Origin of the sequence: Trichocoleus sp. FACHB-46, assembly GCF_014695385.1 — a bacterium.
Classification (GTDB): domain Bacteria; phylum Cyanobacteriota; class Cyanobacteriia; order FACHB-46; family FACHB-46; genus Trichocoleus.
On record NZ_JACJOD010000059.1, the window covers coordinates 20,382 to 33,370 of the forward strand.

The following is a 12,989-nucleotide window of genomic DNA, read 5'->3' on the forward strand; positions in this document are numbered from 1 at the left end:
ATTAGTTTTCGGCAATGTTTGCAGGAAACGTACAACACCTCCTCGCAAACCGAAAAATCAAGAGGTGCGATCGCAGCATTTTGATCACGCCTTTCCACTCCCTTTCACTCCCCTCGGCTCATCCAGGAAATTTATCCAATTTAGTCCTAGTGGAAAATTAGTATTACTATCCGCTGAGACTAATTTTTGAGGGCGCAGCGGGGTGCTTAGAAACCTATACCGCTCCACCCACTGGCTGTGGGTACTTTCCATTTCCTCACTCACTTTCTTCCTATCAAAGTTGTGATGGCTTTGATGAGTTTATCCGGTTCAATGGGTTTGGCGAGATGCTGCTGAAATCCCGCTTGCAGAGCTTGTTGGTGGTTCAACTCTCCCACATAAGCAGTTAGGGCGATCGCCGGAGTTTGCCCGCCCTGCTCTGGGGGTAAGGCTCTCAGCTGCTGCATCAGCATATAGCCATCCATGTGCGGCATGCCCACATCACTGACAATTACATCTGGAACAGACTGCTCTAGGACTTCCAGCGCTGCCTCACCAGAGCTAACCGCTGTGACCTTCGCCCCGTTTTGTTCTAGCAGAAAAGCCTGAAATTCACGGGTATCTGTATCGTCATCTACCAGCAAAACTTGGATGTTGTTTAAAGGCGCTTTTGTTTCGGTTGGAGTACGGTTGGATCGAGGCGTGATGGATGCGGTTTGCAGCATGACGGGCAATTGCACGATGAAGGTTGCACCTTGATTCTCCCCAGCGCTCTCTGCACTCACCGTGCCCCCGTGCAGTTCCACGATTTGTCGCACGATCGCCAGACCTAACCCTAAGCCTCCGAATCTGCGCGTAGTGGAACCGTCTTCTTGGCGAAAATACTCAAACACATGTGGTAGAAACTCGGGATTAATACCCTTGCCCGTATCGATTACCTGAATTTGAGCCGATTGCCCGATTTGTTTCAGTTCGACCGTGACCTGTCCACCGTTAGGTGTGAATTTCACGGCATTCGTCAGCAAGTTCCACACAACTTGCTGGAGGCGTGCCGCATCACCGAAGACGGGCGCGATATCCGAGGTGAGGTCCAGCACGACTGCAATGTTCTTGGCTTCTGCCGCCAACTGTACGGTTTCAAGCGCCGCAGAAATCACAAACGCCAAACTGGTGGGGGTCGCGGTTAAGGTCAGCTTGCCCTGCATAATGCGGGCGATGTCAAGCAGATCTTCAATCAGTTGCGATTGTAGCTTGGCATTGCGCTCGATCGTGGCGATGGCTTCGGCTTGCCGGGTCGCATCGAGTTTGCCGGTTTGCAGTAAGCGCGTCCACCCCAAAATCGGGTTCAGGGGCGATCGCAGTTCATGCGACAGCACCGCTAGAAACTCATCTTTGATGCGATTCGCTCGTTCAGCCGTGGCGCGAGCGGCTTGTTCGCGTTGCAGGAGATGTTCGCGTTCAGCCTCAGCCCGTTTCTTCTCACTGATGTTGAGGACGGTGCCGATGAAGCGGCAGGCAATACCTGCTGGATTGAAAAACGCTCTCCCTTTTGCCGCAATCCAGCGCTCTACACCATCTTCGAGACCGATCGTGCGGTATTCAATATCATACTCACCGTTACTTTCAGGGTTGAACGCAAACTGCACTACTTGATCCGTGCGCTCGCGATCCTCTGGATGTAACCCAGATAAGAAGACATCGTAGTTAACCTCTGATTCAGGTGACAGCCCAAATGCGGCTTTGCATTGGTCGTCCCATTGCAGGACACCTGTGATCGGGTTAAAGTCCCAGATGCCCAGCTCGGCTGAAGCCAATGCCAACCGTAAGCGATTTTCACTTTCACGCCAGGCGGCCTCGGCCTGTTTGCGATCGGTGATGTCTGCCAGTGCTCCAGGAAAAGCGAGTGGCGTCCCATCCGCACCATATTCAACGCGACCTCGTGCCACCAGCCAGCGCTGCTCCCCCGTCGCTGTGTGGACGCGGTACTCAGTGACATATTCCTCGCCCGTTTCAATGGCTTGATGAATGGCTGCGACTACTCGGGGGCGGTCTTCTTCGTGCATCGCTTGTACAAATAGTTCGAGTGGTAAGCCGCTCACCGCTTGTACTGGGTCAACGCCAAACAGGTGAGCAAAGGCTTGATTCACGATGACGAGATTCTCTGGAATCTTCCACCGCCAGGTGTAAATCGCTCCTGCCAGCAAAGCCGCCTCTAACTGCACATGAGTTTCTCGCAGGTCAGCTTCTATCTGCTGTCGCTCTAGTTCCGTGACCACTCGATCCGCAAAAATTGTCAGCAAGGATGCTGCCAGTTGCGTCTGCTCCAATGGCTTGCCATCCATAACCCCTAATAACCCGAGGGGAGTGCCGCTGGAGTTAAAGAAGGGAACCGCTACATAGCTTTCAACTGCAAGTGGTTTCAGTAGGGGTGCGTTGGGAAATTGAGCTTGCACATTGCGTGGGTAGCAGCAAGTTTTTCGTTGTGCAATGACTTCCCAACAGGGGGTGTCTTGCAAAGGATATTCCAGGTTATCTACGAGCTGAGCATGAGCGCAGGTAGCGACCGTCCTCAGCATTTTGGGATCATCACCCCTGACTAAGCCGATGTAGGCATAATTCATGCCTAAAACTCTGGCGAGGTGCTGCACCAGAGCCGAGAAAAAAGCATCCCCCGTGACCGTCGATACGCCTTGAGTCATCTCTAGCAGCGCCGCATTGACCTGAGCAATCTGATGAGCGGCCAATCGCAATTCCAGTTCATCCACGACCATTGCTGCCAGGTCAACTAAAGTCGCTTGTTGCTTGGGGCTCAAGGGCTCATGGGGTTGAGTATCGAGCAAACAGAGCGTACCGAGATTGAAGCCGTCTGGAGTCAGGAGGGGGGCACCTGCATAGAAGCGTACACCGGGTTCACTTTGCACAAAGGGATTACAGACAAAACGATCGTCCTGGCGAGTATCGGGAACAATCAGAGACTCATTCGTTAACAGGGCAAAGCTGCAAAGGGTCGCATCACGCGGAACTTCAGAAGCATCGAAGCCAATGGTGGACTTAAACCAAGCTCTAGACTCATCGACGAGAGAGATCAGGACGATGGGCAAATCAAACAGCCGGGCTGCCAGGGTAGTAATGCGATCGAATGCAGCTTCGGGGGGAGTGTCGAGAATCTTGTAGCGATGCAACGCTGCCAACCGCTCAGTTTCATTTGCTGGGAGGGGTCTAGTTACAAGCTTTTGAGACAGTTGCTCAGTCATAGAAATGGGTGAGGACGGTGAATCAAGATCGGTGTTAGTCGCAAGCCATGAAAGATGGCTGTAGATTCTAACCAGTACGTTAATCAAATTGGCGATCGCTTTTGAGTATCAGAATTCCCGATGATCCCTAGAGGTAGATAGCTTTATAGAGGAGAGTACAAAACCATCGCACCACTTAGCAATCAAAATTTCCCATCACCATACGAAGGCGGAAAGGCGGAACTACTTTTAGAAACTGAGAGCCGCGATCGCCCCCTCCAGCTGTACTTCCGAAACCTCTAAATACCGCTAAAGCGCTTGTGACCTGCGGGGCCCAGATATCTCCTGAATCACTCTGCTCTCTTGCACCCCATGTAGCTTCTAGGCTTTGTACTACTCTGTCTTATAAGCATAGGCTTTGTAAATTTAAGGCATTAGAACATTCCAAGTAAAGCTAACAATTTCAAAACCGTGTTAAGCGTCATCAGTTCTCGTTGCTTGTACCTTTGTGGAAAGTATGTTGCCTACGTAGTCTCGCTGTTCTTCTGGAAGGAGAAGCTTTGCGCTAGGTTTCAGGGAAAACATCGAACCCGGTTTTACAGTGATTACAAGAAGGTTAGGCTCTGCCCGGTCCCAGTGGTAAGCAGTTATCTCTTCCCACTTCAGCAAAACAAAGCCAAGGTAAATGCCGTTTTCATAAACAAGTAAATTGCTAAAGACCGATAGGGCGTAGCTAATTGAAAAACTCCAAAGTAGAAGCAGGGGCGACCAATCTCGTAATGAACTCGGGAAATTTGGAGTACCACCCATCACTTCATAAATTATGAAAGCTAAGGCAATGAGGCTAATAACAATATAAATAACGGCAAGAGACTGAGCTAAATAATTATTCTGAAGACGGCCTACTCTCCTCAATAGAGAGCCTGTTTCTCTATGGCCATAGGCTGCCCAATTTAACACTGGAATCCATATAAGAAGGCTAGCCAAAATCAGAAAAGATGAGGGGAAATCTAGCCTTGCATCAATTCCTGAGAGGGCCAAGCAGTAGTACAAACCAATAAAGACAACGAGGCCCAGAATGAAAAAAAGAAAAAAGCGGGGCATTCTATGTTCCAAGTGATTTAATGCAGACCAGAGCTTAAAAACATTAACGGATTGTTCAACTCCGGAAGCAATTGCTTATGTCCTCCATGCTTTGTGAAGCATCAATACTTCAAAAACTGAGAGAGGCGATCGCCCCCTCCAGTTGCAGTTCCGACACCTCCAGATAGCGTTGGAGGGCCTGCAAGCTACGGTGTCCCGATATCTCCTGAATGACTCGTAATGGCACTCCGGCACTACTCATCTGGGTTAGAGCAGTTCGTCTAAAACTATGCGTACTAACTCCTACTAGCCCCAAGCGATCGCACGTCTCTCGCAGAATCTCATCCGCTGACTTGGGGTTAATGTGGCCGCGCCCGTGCCGTCCGGGGAAGAGGTACTGTTTTTACCCGCCCTAGCGCGGTACGTCTCCAGGTATCCCCTTAGAACTGCGTTAACTGGAATCTGGCGCGTCTCCTGCTTCCCCTTCGTGTTGGCCTTGCGCAGAGTAATCTTCATTCTGACTCCAGCTGCATCATAAGAGTCTGTGATCAGCATCGAACAAGCTTCACTGATACGACATCCCGTGTAGAGACAGATGCCAAAAAGGGCACGATCGCGATCGCCCTCAAACGCTTCAAACAACTTGCCAATTTCGTCAGACGTTAAAACCTTAGCTTTGCCTTACCGTCTACCTTCACGAAGCTGCTTCAGCAATTACCCGAAGTAATTGTATTTTCTTCGGGTAAAACAGTCAAAGCATTGGTACGCCGTTGTTACGTCTGAACGGAGAGAAGCAGTTAATCCCAGCTTATCGATCGCTTCCTATCCAAAATCGCTGAAACCTTGATTCTGTCGTTCATCGATAAGTTTTACTTAATCCCTGGGTCCTATCAGCATCATTTAAACCTTGAGCTGCTTAAAGATGGAGGGCAAGTGGACTAAACCAGTAGGTCAGTCTTGCCTGACAGAAATAATTTCTAAGAATGTTGAACTCAAGTTGTATTTTTATGAGAAATCTCTTTATATAAGGCAGGGTTTAGGCTCCAACATCCGTGGCACAGATCTCAACAATTAAATCTGCCATGCTGTTAACTGAGGGACGAAGCATTGGGGCTAGGGGATTTGTTGATTTTCTCAGCCTTTGGTGGAGAGCTTTGCTCCTTGTTTGTTTTGACTGTCTTAACATCTCAGGAGTTGAAGATCATGGACCCAATTACAGTCATTCTGTCTGCTCTGGTCGCAGGCGCAGCTAAAGCAACGGGTGATGCTGTTCCAGATGCCTACAAAGGGTTGAAAGCGCTCATTCAGAAGAAATTCGCTGGTAAGCCAGTGGCAGAGGCGATGCTGGAGGAGCATGAGAAGGACCCAGAAACCTATGCAGCACCGCTGAAAAAGAATCTGGTGGAAGCGGGAGCTGACAAAGATGAGGAGATTCTGAAGGCAGCGCAGGAATTACTGAATCAGGTGAAAGACCAACCGGGTGGGCAGCAAATCATTAACCAGACCGTCAGTAATGTCAAATATGCCGCGACTTCGGGTTCGGGGAATGCCACGATCAGCGGCATCACCGAGCATGGCACCTCTAAAGATAGTTAAGCGGATACTTCCCTGAATCAGGGTGCTGCCATGTCTGAGCAAAGCGAGATTCACCAGAAGGTGACCGAGGCGGAATATGTTGCCACTTCCGCGACGGGTAACGCCACGATTAACATCACCAATTACTATTACCGAGAAGAGACAACCGTAGTATCCGCTCAATCTCCGGATGCTGAGGATGCAAGTCTCCCCTGTCCATATCGGGGCTTGTTTCACTTTGGTCCGGGGGATGCAGAGTATTTCTTTGGCCGCGAAAGCTTTGTCGAGACCTTAGTTCAAGCGACCCAGACCCGTAACTTCCTCCCGCTATTAGGCGCATCGGGCAGCGGTAAATCTTCAGTTGTTTTAGCGGGATTAGTCCCGAAATTGCAACAAACAGGACATTGGCAGTTTACTCATTTTCGTCCCGGGTCTGATCCGTTTCATGGACTGGCGATGGCGCTAGTTCCCCTGTATGCAACGAATCTAAATGAGACAGAACGCATCGCCCAAACGCGACAGTTAGCGAACTACTTGCGCCAGGGCGACATCGGCTTAGCAGATGTTTTTGCCCAAATTCAACATAATTTCCCAAACGATCGCGTTCTGCTGATTGCCGATCAATTTGAAGAACTCTATACGCTCTGTATCGAGGAAGCAACCCGGCAAAGTTTTCTCAACCAATTAATTGCCGGCTTTCCTAAAGGCGACCAGTTGAACGCTGTCGGAGCGAGCGCCCTCTCTGCCCGACTTGTGTTAACCATGCGAGCGGATTTCCTAGGCAATGCCCTATCCTATCGCCCCTTTGCCGATGTCTTGCAAAATGCTGACCTGAAACTGGGGCCCATGAATCGGGCAGAACTGACAGACGTGATTGCTCAGCCTGCCGAAAAATTGGGAGTTGCGTTTGAAGCGGGACTGGTGGAGCGTATCCTCGCGGATGTGGAGGCTGAACCCGGAAATTTGCCTTTGCTGGAATTTGCCTTGACAGAGTTGTGGCAGCGTCGGCAGGGGAAACAGTTAACCCATGTGGCATATACCGACATTGGCGAAGTCCAGGGAGCACTAGCCCGCCATGCTGATGCCAGTTACCGCAACCTTAGTCCCGCAGAACAGCAACAAATGCGGCGCATATTCATCCAATTGGTGCGCCCAGGAGAAGGCGCGGAAGACACACGACGGCTGGCGACAAAGGCAGAATTGGGAGAGGTCAATTGGGCACTGGTGAAACAACTGGCAGACGATCGCCTAGTGGTGACCAGCCGCAGTGACGCAGCCCAGGTAGAGACGGTGGAAGTGGTGCATGAGGCCCTGATTCGCAACTGGGGTGAACTGCGGAGCTGGATGGTGACTGACCGGGTGTTTCGTGCTTGGCAGGAACGGCTGCGGGGAGCGATGCAGCAATGGCAGGAGACGCAGGAGGATGAAGGCTCCTTATTACGTGGGGCAGCGTTAGTAGAGGCGGAAGAGAAACTGCAGGAACGCCCCGATGACCTCAGTGATGCGGAGCGAAACTTCATCCGTCAGAGCCTGCAAGCAAAAGAACGTCAGGACCAGAAAACCGTAGCCCAGCGCAGGCGCGAAGTTAGAACTGCCTGGGGGATTGCAGTCGGTTCTTTGGTGGCAGTCGTGATCAGCAGTGGCTTGGGTTGGATGGCGTGGAATAAGACAAACGAGGCAGAACTCAATCAAGCCAATTCTCTGGGTCGCTACTCTCAATCTCTCTTTAGTGGAGGAAACGAGTTAGAGGCTTTCGTTCAAGCCGTCAAGGCAGGGAAAACTCTGCAACGCCGACGTGCAACTGACCCAGAGGTGATTCTTGGCTTGCGAAACATTTATCAAGGAAGCGAACGGAACCGCTTGAAAGGGCATGCTGAGTCTGTCAAGAGCGTCAGTTTCAGCCCAGACGGGAAGACCTTGGCCACGGGCAGTGAAGACAAGACGGTCAAGCTCTGGGATGTAGAGAGCGGCAAAGCACTTCGTACTCTCCCAGGGCATGCTGACTTTGTCCATAGCGTCAGTTTCAGCCCAGACGGGAAGACCTTGGCCACGGGCAGTGGGGACAACACGGTCAAGCTCTGGGATGTAGAGAGCGGCAAAGTACTCCGTACTCTCCCAGGCCATGCTGGCTACGTCACTAGCGTCAGTTTCAGCCCAGACGGGAAGACCCTGGCCACGGGCAGTGGGGACAACACGGTCAAGCTTTGGGATGTAGAGAGCGGCAAAGTACTCCGTACTTTCCCAGGCCATGCTGACTTTGTCTATAGCGTCAGTTTCAGCCCAGACGGGAAGACCTTGGCCACGGGCAGTGGGGACAAGACGGTCAAGCTCTGGGATGTAGAGAGCGGCAAAGTACTTCGTACTCTCCCAGGGCATACTAGCTCTATCACTAGCGTCAGTTTCAGCCCGGACGGCAAGACCTTGGCCACGGGCAGTCTCGACACGACGGTTAGACTCTGGGATGTGGAGAGCGGCAAAGCACTCCGTACCCTCCCAGGGCATACTAGCTATGTCAATAGCGTCAGTTTCAGCCCAGATGGCAAGACCTTGGCCACGGGCAGTCTCGACGAGACAGTCAGACTCTGGGATGTGGAGAGTAGCAAAAAACTCCATACTCTCCCAGGGCATACTAACTCTGTCTGGAGCGTCAGTTTCAGTCCAGATGGCAAGACCTTGGCCACCGGTAGTGCTGACAAGACGGTCAAACTCTGGACTGTGGAGAGCGGCAAAGTACTCCATACTCTCCCAGGGCATGCTGAGGCTGTCAATAGCGTCAGTTTCAGTCCAGATGGCAAGACCTTGGCCACCGGTAGTGCTGACAAGACGGTCAAACTCTGGGATGTGGAGAGCGGCAAAGCACTCCGTACCCTCCCAGGGCATACTAGCTATGTCAATAGCGTCAGTTTCAGCCCGGACGGCAAGACCTTGGCCACGGGCAGTCTCGACACGACGGTTAGACTCTGGGATGTGGAGAGCGGCAAAGCACTCCGTACTTTCCCAGGGCATGCTGAGGCTGTCAATAGCGTCAGTTTCAGCCCAGATGGCAAGACCTTGGCCACGAGCAGTGACGACAGGACGGTCAGACTCTGGGATGTGGAGAGTGGCAAAGCACTCCGTACTTTCCCAGGGCATGCTGACTTTGTCTATAGCGTCAGTTTTAGTCCAGATGGCAAGACCTTGGCAACCGGCAGTGCCGATAGGACGGTCAAACTCTGGACTGTGGAGAGCGGCAAAGCACTCCATACTCTCCCAGGGCATACTAATTCTGTCTTGAGCGTCAGTTTCAGTCCAGATGGCAAGACCTTGGCCACAAGCAGTGACGACAGAACGGTCAGACTCTGGGATGTGGAGAGTGGCAAAGCACTCCACACCCTCCCAGGGCATACTGACTCTGTCTATAGCGCCAATTTCAGTCCAGATGGCAAGACCTTGGCAACCGGCAGTGACGACAACACGGTCAGACTCTGGGCAATAGACTTCAAATTAGACTCTTTAATGGGGCGCAGTTGTAATTGGGTTCGAAATTATTTAACCCACAATTCTAAAGTCAGCGAGAGTGACAGGCACCTCTGTGATGGCATCATTAGCCAATAGTAGGCTTGATATTAGCAGATAAAGATTTTGGTCGTTAGTGAACATTCCAAGGCAATTGTCTCTCTTTCGGTGTACGGTAACGATTCGGATACCGTTGGCGAACTCATTGGAGAAAAAGCAGCGAGTTCTGGAACCTAGGCTTATCAGAGATTATCAAAATGGTATTTTGACTACTGGGTGAACGTAGGACTAAGCAATCAACGGCTATCAAAAAAAGGGTATAAATTGACGAGGCTGAAACGACCTTGAATCAGGGTGGGAGTTGTGAGTAAAAGCCCTATCAAAAAAGGACCCTTTTTTGGTACCCTGGCGGCACACGAATGGGGCGATCGCCCTAAATCTTAATTGCGGGGACGCAACTAGTCCACTAATAAGTACCCAAACCTTAAAATCCTATAGGCGGGATCGCTCCTGCTAGTTGAGCCCTAGCACCTTTAGACAAATTTCTATTTATACAGTCACTAAAATTTGCAGAAAACTACTGCTATATGTTGTAGTTATTTCTACATCAATTATTCGTGCAGCCTTATGAGCCGTCCCACAGGGGTTACTGTCCTTGCAGGTGTGCTGTTCTTTAACAGTGGTTTTGTGTTGTTCACTAGCCTAGCTATTCTCCTAATTAAACCCACTAGAGCTATTTTCATTGAAGTTTTTAGGCAGGATCTTCTAGCTGAATATCCCCAGGTGCAACCTCAAGCTTTAGCAGAGTATGCACAGCTAATAGCCGTGACAGCTGCCGGATTTGTGGTCATTCTTAGCCTCATTGGTTTCCTGATGGGGTATGGGTTGCTGAAATTAAAAGGCTGGGCCTGGGGAGGGACACTCACTTTAGCAATTGTGAATATATTGGGTAGCTTGAATCAAATTTTTGAGGTTTTTGAAGCAAAAGTTGGAATCGGAATCATCCTCTTTCGGGAAATCTTTCAACTAACTCTTGCTGGTCTGATTATCTACTACTTGTTCCGACCAGATGTAAGACAAGCATTTAGCCGACAACGGTTGCGTCACGAGTAATATCAAGCACTTGAAGTAAATCGAGTTTCATGATTTGGTATATAGGCACATTTCTTGTTGTATTTCTTACCTTGGTTGCTGCATACGCCTCTGCCTATGCGGCGAAACAGCAGATGTTAGAAAGGAAAGCAACCCGGAGAAATTATCAATTCCAATTTATCCCCTTCTTGCTTTTTCTAACTCTATGTGGGGTGGGGCTTGTTTTCCTCCTTCCGGCACTAGTGGCTATTGAATATGGAATTCAAAGCTTTTTTATCTTCAATACCGTCGTACTTCTGGCATCTCTCCTAAATGGTTTCTTAAGGATTAAGAGAGCTGGAGCGTTGCTGATTGATACAGGAAAAATTCCACAGGGAAAAACGTTTCTCTGGGCAGCCGGGTTCCAATTAGGGTCGGCGCTTGTGTATACTTGGGGATTTTTCTCAGACGGAATTCCATCACCGGATAGGCTAGCAAAGGGCTTGCCTATGCTTGTTCTTTTGCTTACCTTGGCTGCTGCTTCTCTTGTAGGCGGATTGGGCAGAACTCAATTCAGAGAAAAAGGTATCTGTTCGCTGGGTGGTCTGCTTGAGTGGCAAAAAATTAAGTCCTTTTATTGGGAGTCATCAAACCCCAATACCCTTACGCTTGAACTAAAACCCCGTTCCTCCTTAATCTTCCAGCGCTTTGGCAGTATTCCGATTCCTGAAAGGCATCGAGAAGCTGTAAACCAAATTTTGAATCAGTACGTACAAGCAGTAGATACCTAAATGTTTGTACTAACAGGGGTAAAGATAGCGAGCATCTAAGACAGAAACTCGTGGGTGAGAGGAAATTCATCTGCCCCATGCGATCGCACATCTCCCGCAGAATTTCATTTGCTGACTTTGAGAATTGCTTGATGGAGCTGACGCATTCTAGAGCTAACTGTTCTGAGTCAGCCGCTGCAACTGAAGGCCGCTACTTTTGCTGACCACCATGACGCTTGAGCAACTCAATGATGATAGAAAGATTGGCTGAAAGCTCTTTTTTGTTCACAACGTTATAGTCAGGGCGCTGTAGAAACTCTAGTGATCTAGTTGCATCAGCAAGCGGCGTCCGCCCTAAAACATCTTTGGCATTGCTGTCTGACCCTTGAGCAAGCAACGTTTCTACCAATGCAGGACTATCACCCTCTCTAGCGGCAATGTGTAAGGGAGTGCGACCGCAATCATTTTTAGCTGCAATGTCTGCACCTTTGGCAATCAATACTTCTGCAACTGAAGTTTGACCATAGTAGGCAGCTAAGTGCAAGGGAGATGTTCCCGACACGTCTACCACGTAGCGATCACAGATAAATCGATTGATGAGATTACTACTTCTTTTGCTATTGACCCCCGCACCCTCGGCAATCAGCAACTCTGCGATCGCTCGTCGGTCTGCTGCATTCTCCCGATAACGCGACGTTGCAATTGCATGTAACGGGGTGACACCAATACGGTTCTTCACGTTAACATCAGCACCTCTGGCCACCAAAAGTTCTGCAACTTCGCGATTCTGCCGACTCGATACGATAGTTTCGTCTCTGTCGATTGCCAACAGGGCTAGTGTTAGTGGCGGTGATTTTTGGCCTCGGTCCCAGTGGGTGCCGTTAATCTTTGCGCCTCGGTCGAGCAACATCTCTGCAACTCCACGGTTGCCATGCCAAGCAGCACAACTGAGAAGGGAGAGAGAACTAGGCCCATCCGAATCAGGGCGACTGGCATGAATGGCATTGGGGTTGCCGCCTTGATTTAGATAGTTTTTGACTGGATCAGCATTTCGAGCTTTTATTGCCTCACACAGCCCTGGCGGAGCAATTCCCAGTAAAGTCCTAGCTGGAGCAGGAATAGAGGCTTCCAGCATTGCAAACAGGATGACAAAGCGAACCAGCCAAACACTGAAAGCTGTTAGACCCACAATATTGACAACCCGCCAAATGAGGGGCAAGGTTTTTCGCATCGAGGACGAAGGCTCCATTAGCGAACTCATAACAAATGAAGATGACTGGCTGCCTAGGGACAACTACACACGATTCTGAAAGATTCCGCAAATGAGGAGTTAACTGAGGAGCATCGATAGCTATATTGTCGGTCTCTCAGCATCTAGGCGATCGCCCCACTTCAACCCAGACCTCTAAAAACTGTCACAGGGCTAAAAGGTAATTTTGTGATTGAGTAATTGCCGAGTGACGCAATTACTCAACGAGGGAATGCGGGTTTCAGGCTTCAAAAATACTCAGGATTACGCTTGTAGTATGGACGTTTCTGCATTTTTAAGGCCAAAATTAGTCCAACCTGTTGTAGTACGCAATTGTTCATTGGTCACAAACTAGTTAAAAATGCGGGCGTTGCACAATAGTAATATGATGCAGCGTTGAGGGTCTCCTGATGCAATGTCCAGACTGTCAATCCACTCACGTCGTCAAAAACGGTCGCCGTCAACAGCAGCAGAACTACTTGTGCCGTCAGTGCTCTCGTCAGTTCCTGGATGCTTACCAGCCCAAAGGCTATC

General features: G+C 50.0%; 10 protein-coding genes. 5 read left to right on the forward strand and 5 right to left on the reverse strand.

Translation table 11 applies throughout. The features are described 5' to 3' along the window. Window positions 1–260: 260 nt before the first annotated feature. The 4 genes from H6F72_RS30505 to H6F72_RS25875 form a co-directional block, all read right to left on the reverse strand. Window positions 261–3,233, reverse strand: a complete 2,973-nt coding sequence (locus H6F72_RS30505) for an ATP-binding protein (protein ID WP_190442303.1) — start codon at window positions 3,231–3,233, stop codon at window positions 261–263. 453 nt (window positions 3,234–3,686) lie between these two features. Continuing rightward, complete coding sequence (locus tag H6F72_RS25870) at window positions 3,687–4,316, reverse strand: hypothetical protein (protein ID WP_190442305.1); 630 nt, start codon at window positions 4,314–4,316, stop codon at window positions 3,687–3,689. A 109-nt stretch (window positions 4,317–4,425) separates the two neighbouring features. Further along, window positions 4,426–4,659: a tyrosine-type recombinase/integrase gene (locus H6F72_RS30890; protein ID WP_348252601.1), complete on the reverse strand. Its 234-nt coding sequence runs from the start codon at window positions 4,657–4,659 to the stop codon at window positions 4,426–4,428. Then, window positions 4,602–4,937, reverse strand: coding sequence for a site-specific integrase (locus tag H6F72_RS25875; protein ID WP_255527377.1), 336 nt, complete (start codon window positions 4,935–4,937; stop codon window positions 4,602–4,604). Before H6F72_RS25875 ends, H6F72_RS30890 begins: the two co-directional genes overlap by 58 nt. Window positions 4,938–5,498: 561 nt before the next feature. Between H6F72_RS25875 and H6F72_RS25880 the strand changes: the two genes are divergently transcribed. The 4 genes from H6F72_RS25880 (at window position 5,499) to H6F72_RS25895 (ending at window position 11,227) form a co-directional block, all read left to right on the forward strand. Further along, window positions 5,499–5,891 carry a hypothetical protein gene (locus H6F72_RS25880; protein WP_190442307.1) on the forward strand — a complete coding sequence of 131 codons (393 nt, stop codon included), beginning with the start codon at window positions 5,499–5,501 and terminating at the stop codon, window positions 5,889–5,891. A 30-nt stretch (window positions 5,892–5,921) separates the two neighbouring features. Beyond that, on the forward strand, window positions 5,922–9,464 hold the full coding sequence (locus H6F72_RS25885) for a WD40 repeat domain-containing protein (RefSeq protein ID WP_190442308.1): 3,543 nt from the start codon (window positions 5,922–5,924) through the stop codon (window positions 9,462–9,464). A gap of 528 nt (window positions 9,465–9,992) precedes the next feature. Further along, window positions 9,993–10,478: a hypothetical protein gene (locus tag H6F72_RS25890; protein ID WP_190442309.1), complete on the forward strand. Its 486-nt coding sequence runs from the start codon at window positions 9,993–9,995 to the stop codon at window positions 10,476–10,478. 29 nt (window positions 10,479–10,507) lie between these two features. Then, the gene (locus H6F72_RS25895) at window positions 10,508–11,227 is read left to right on the forward strand and encodes a hypothetical protein (RefSeq protein ID WP_190442310.1); all 720 of its coding nucleotides are present in this window, start codon (window positions 10,508–10,510) and stop codon (window positions 11,225–11,227) included. A 190-nt stretch (window positions 11,228–11,417) separates the two neighbouring features. Here H6F72_RS25895 and H6F72_RS25900 read toward each other — a convergent pair whose 3' ends face one another. Next, window positions 11,418–12,467 (reverse strand): ankyrin repeat domain-containing protein, encoded by a 1,050-nt coding sequence (locus tag H6F72_RS25900; protein WP_190442311.1) that lies wholly within the window; start codon window positions 12,465–12,467, stop codon window positions 11,418–11,420. Window positions 12,468–12,865: 398 nt separating this feature from the next. Here H6F72_RS25900 and H6F72_RS25905 point away from each other — a divergent pair. Continuing rightward, a partial coding sequence (locus H6F72_RS25905; protein WP_304940961.1) for an IS1 family transposase occupies window positions 12,866–12,989 on the forward strand: 124 nt, incomplete at its 3' end.

What these genes read in the sequence shown, in the direction of transcription:
- H6F72_RS25900 (WP_190442311.1), bottom strand. Translation starts at nt 12,467, where the DNA reads ATGAGTTCGCTAATGGAGCCTTCGTCCTCGATGCGAAAAACCTTGCCC.
- H6F72_RS25895 (WP_190442310.1), top strand. Translation starts at nt 10,508, where the DNA reads ATGATTTGGTATATAGGCACATTTCTTGTTGTATTTCTTACCTTGGTT.
- H6F72_RS25890 (WP_190442309.1), top strand. Translation starts at nt 9,993, where the DNA reads ATGAGCCGTCCCACAGGGGTTACTGTCCTTGCAGGTGTGCTGTTCTTT.
- H6F72_RS25885 (WP_190442308.1), top strand. Translation starts at nt 5,922, where the DNA reads ATGTCTGAGCAAAGCGAGATTCACCAGAAGGTGACCGAGGCGGAATAT.
- H6F72_RS25880 (WP_190442307.1), top strand. Translation starts at nt 5,499, where the DNA reads ATGGACCCAATTACAGTCATTCTGTCTGCTCTGGTCGCAGGCGCAGCT.
- H6F72_RS30505 (WP_190442303.1), bottom strand. Translation starts at nt 3,233, where the DNA reads ATGACTGAGCAACTGTCTCAAAAGCTTGTAACTAGACCCCTCCCAGCA.
- H6F72_RS25870 (WP_190442305.1), bottom strand. Translation starts at nt 4,316, where the DNA reads ATGCCCCGCTTTTTTCTTTTTTTCATTCTGGGCCTCGTTGTCTTTATT.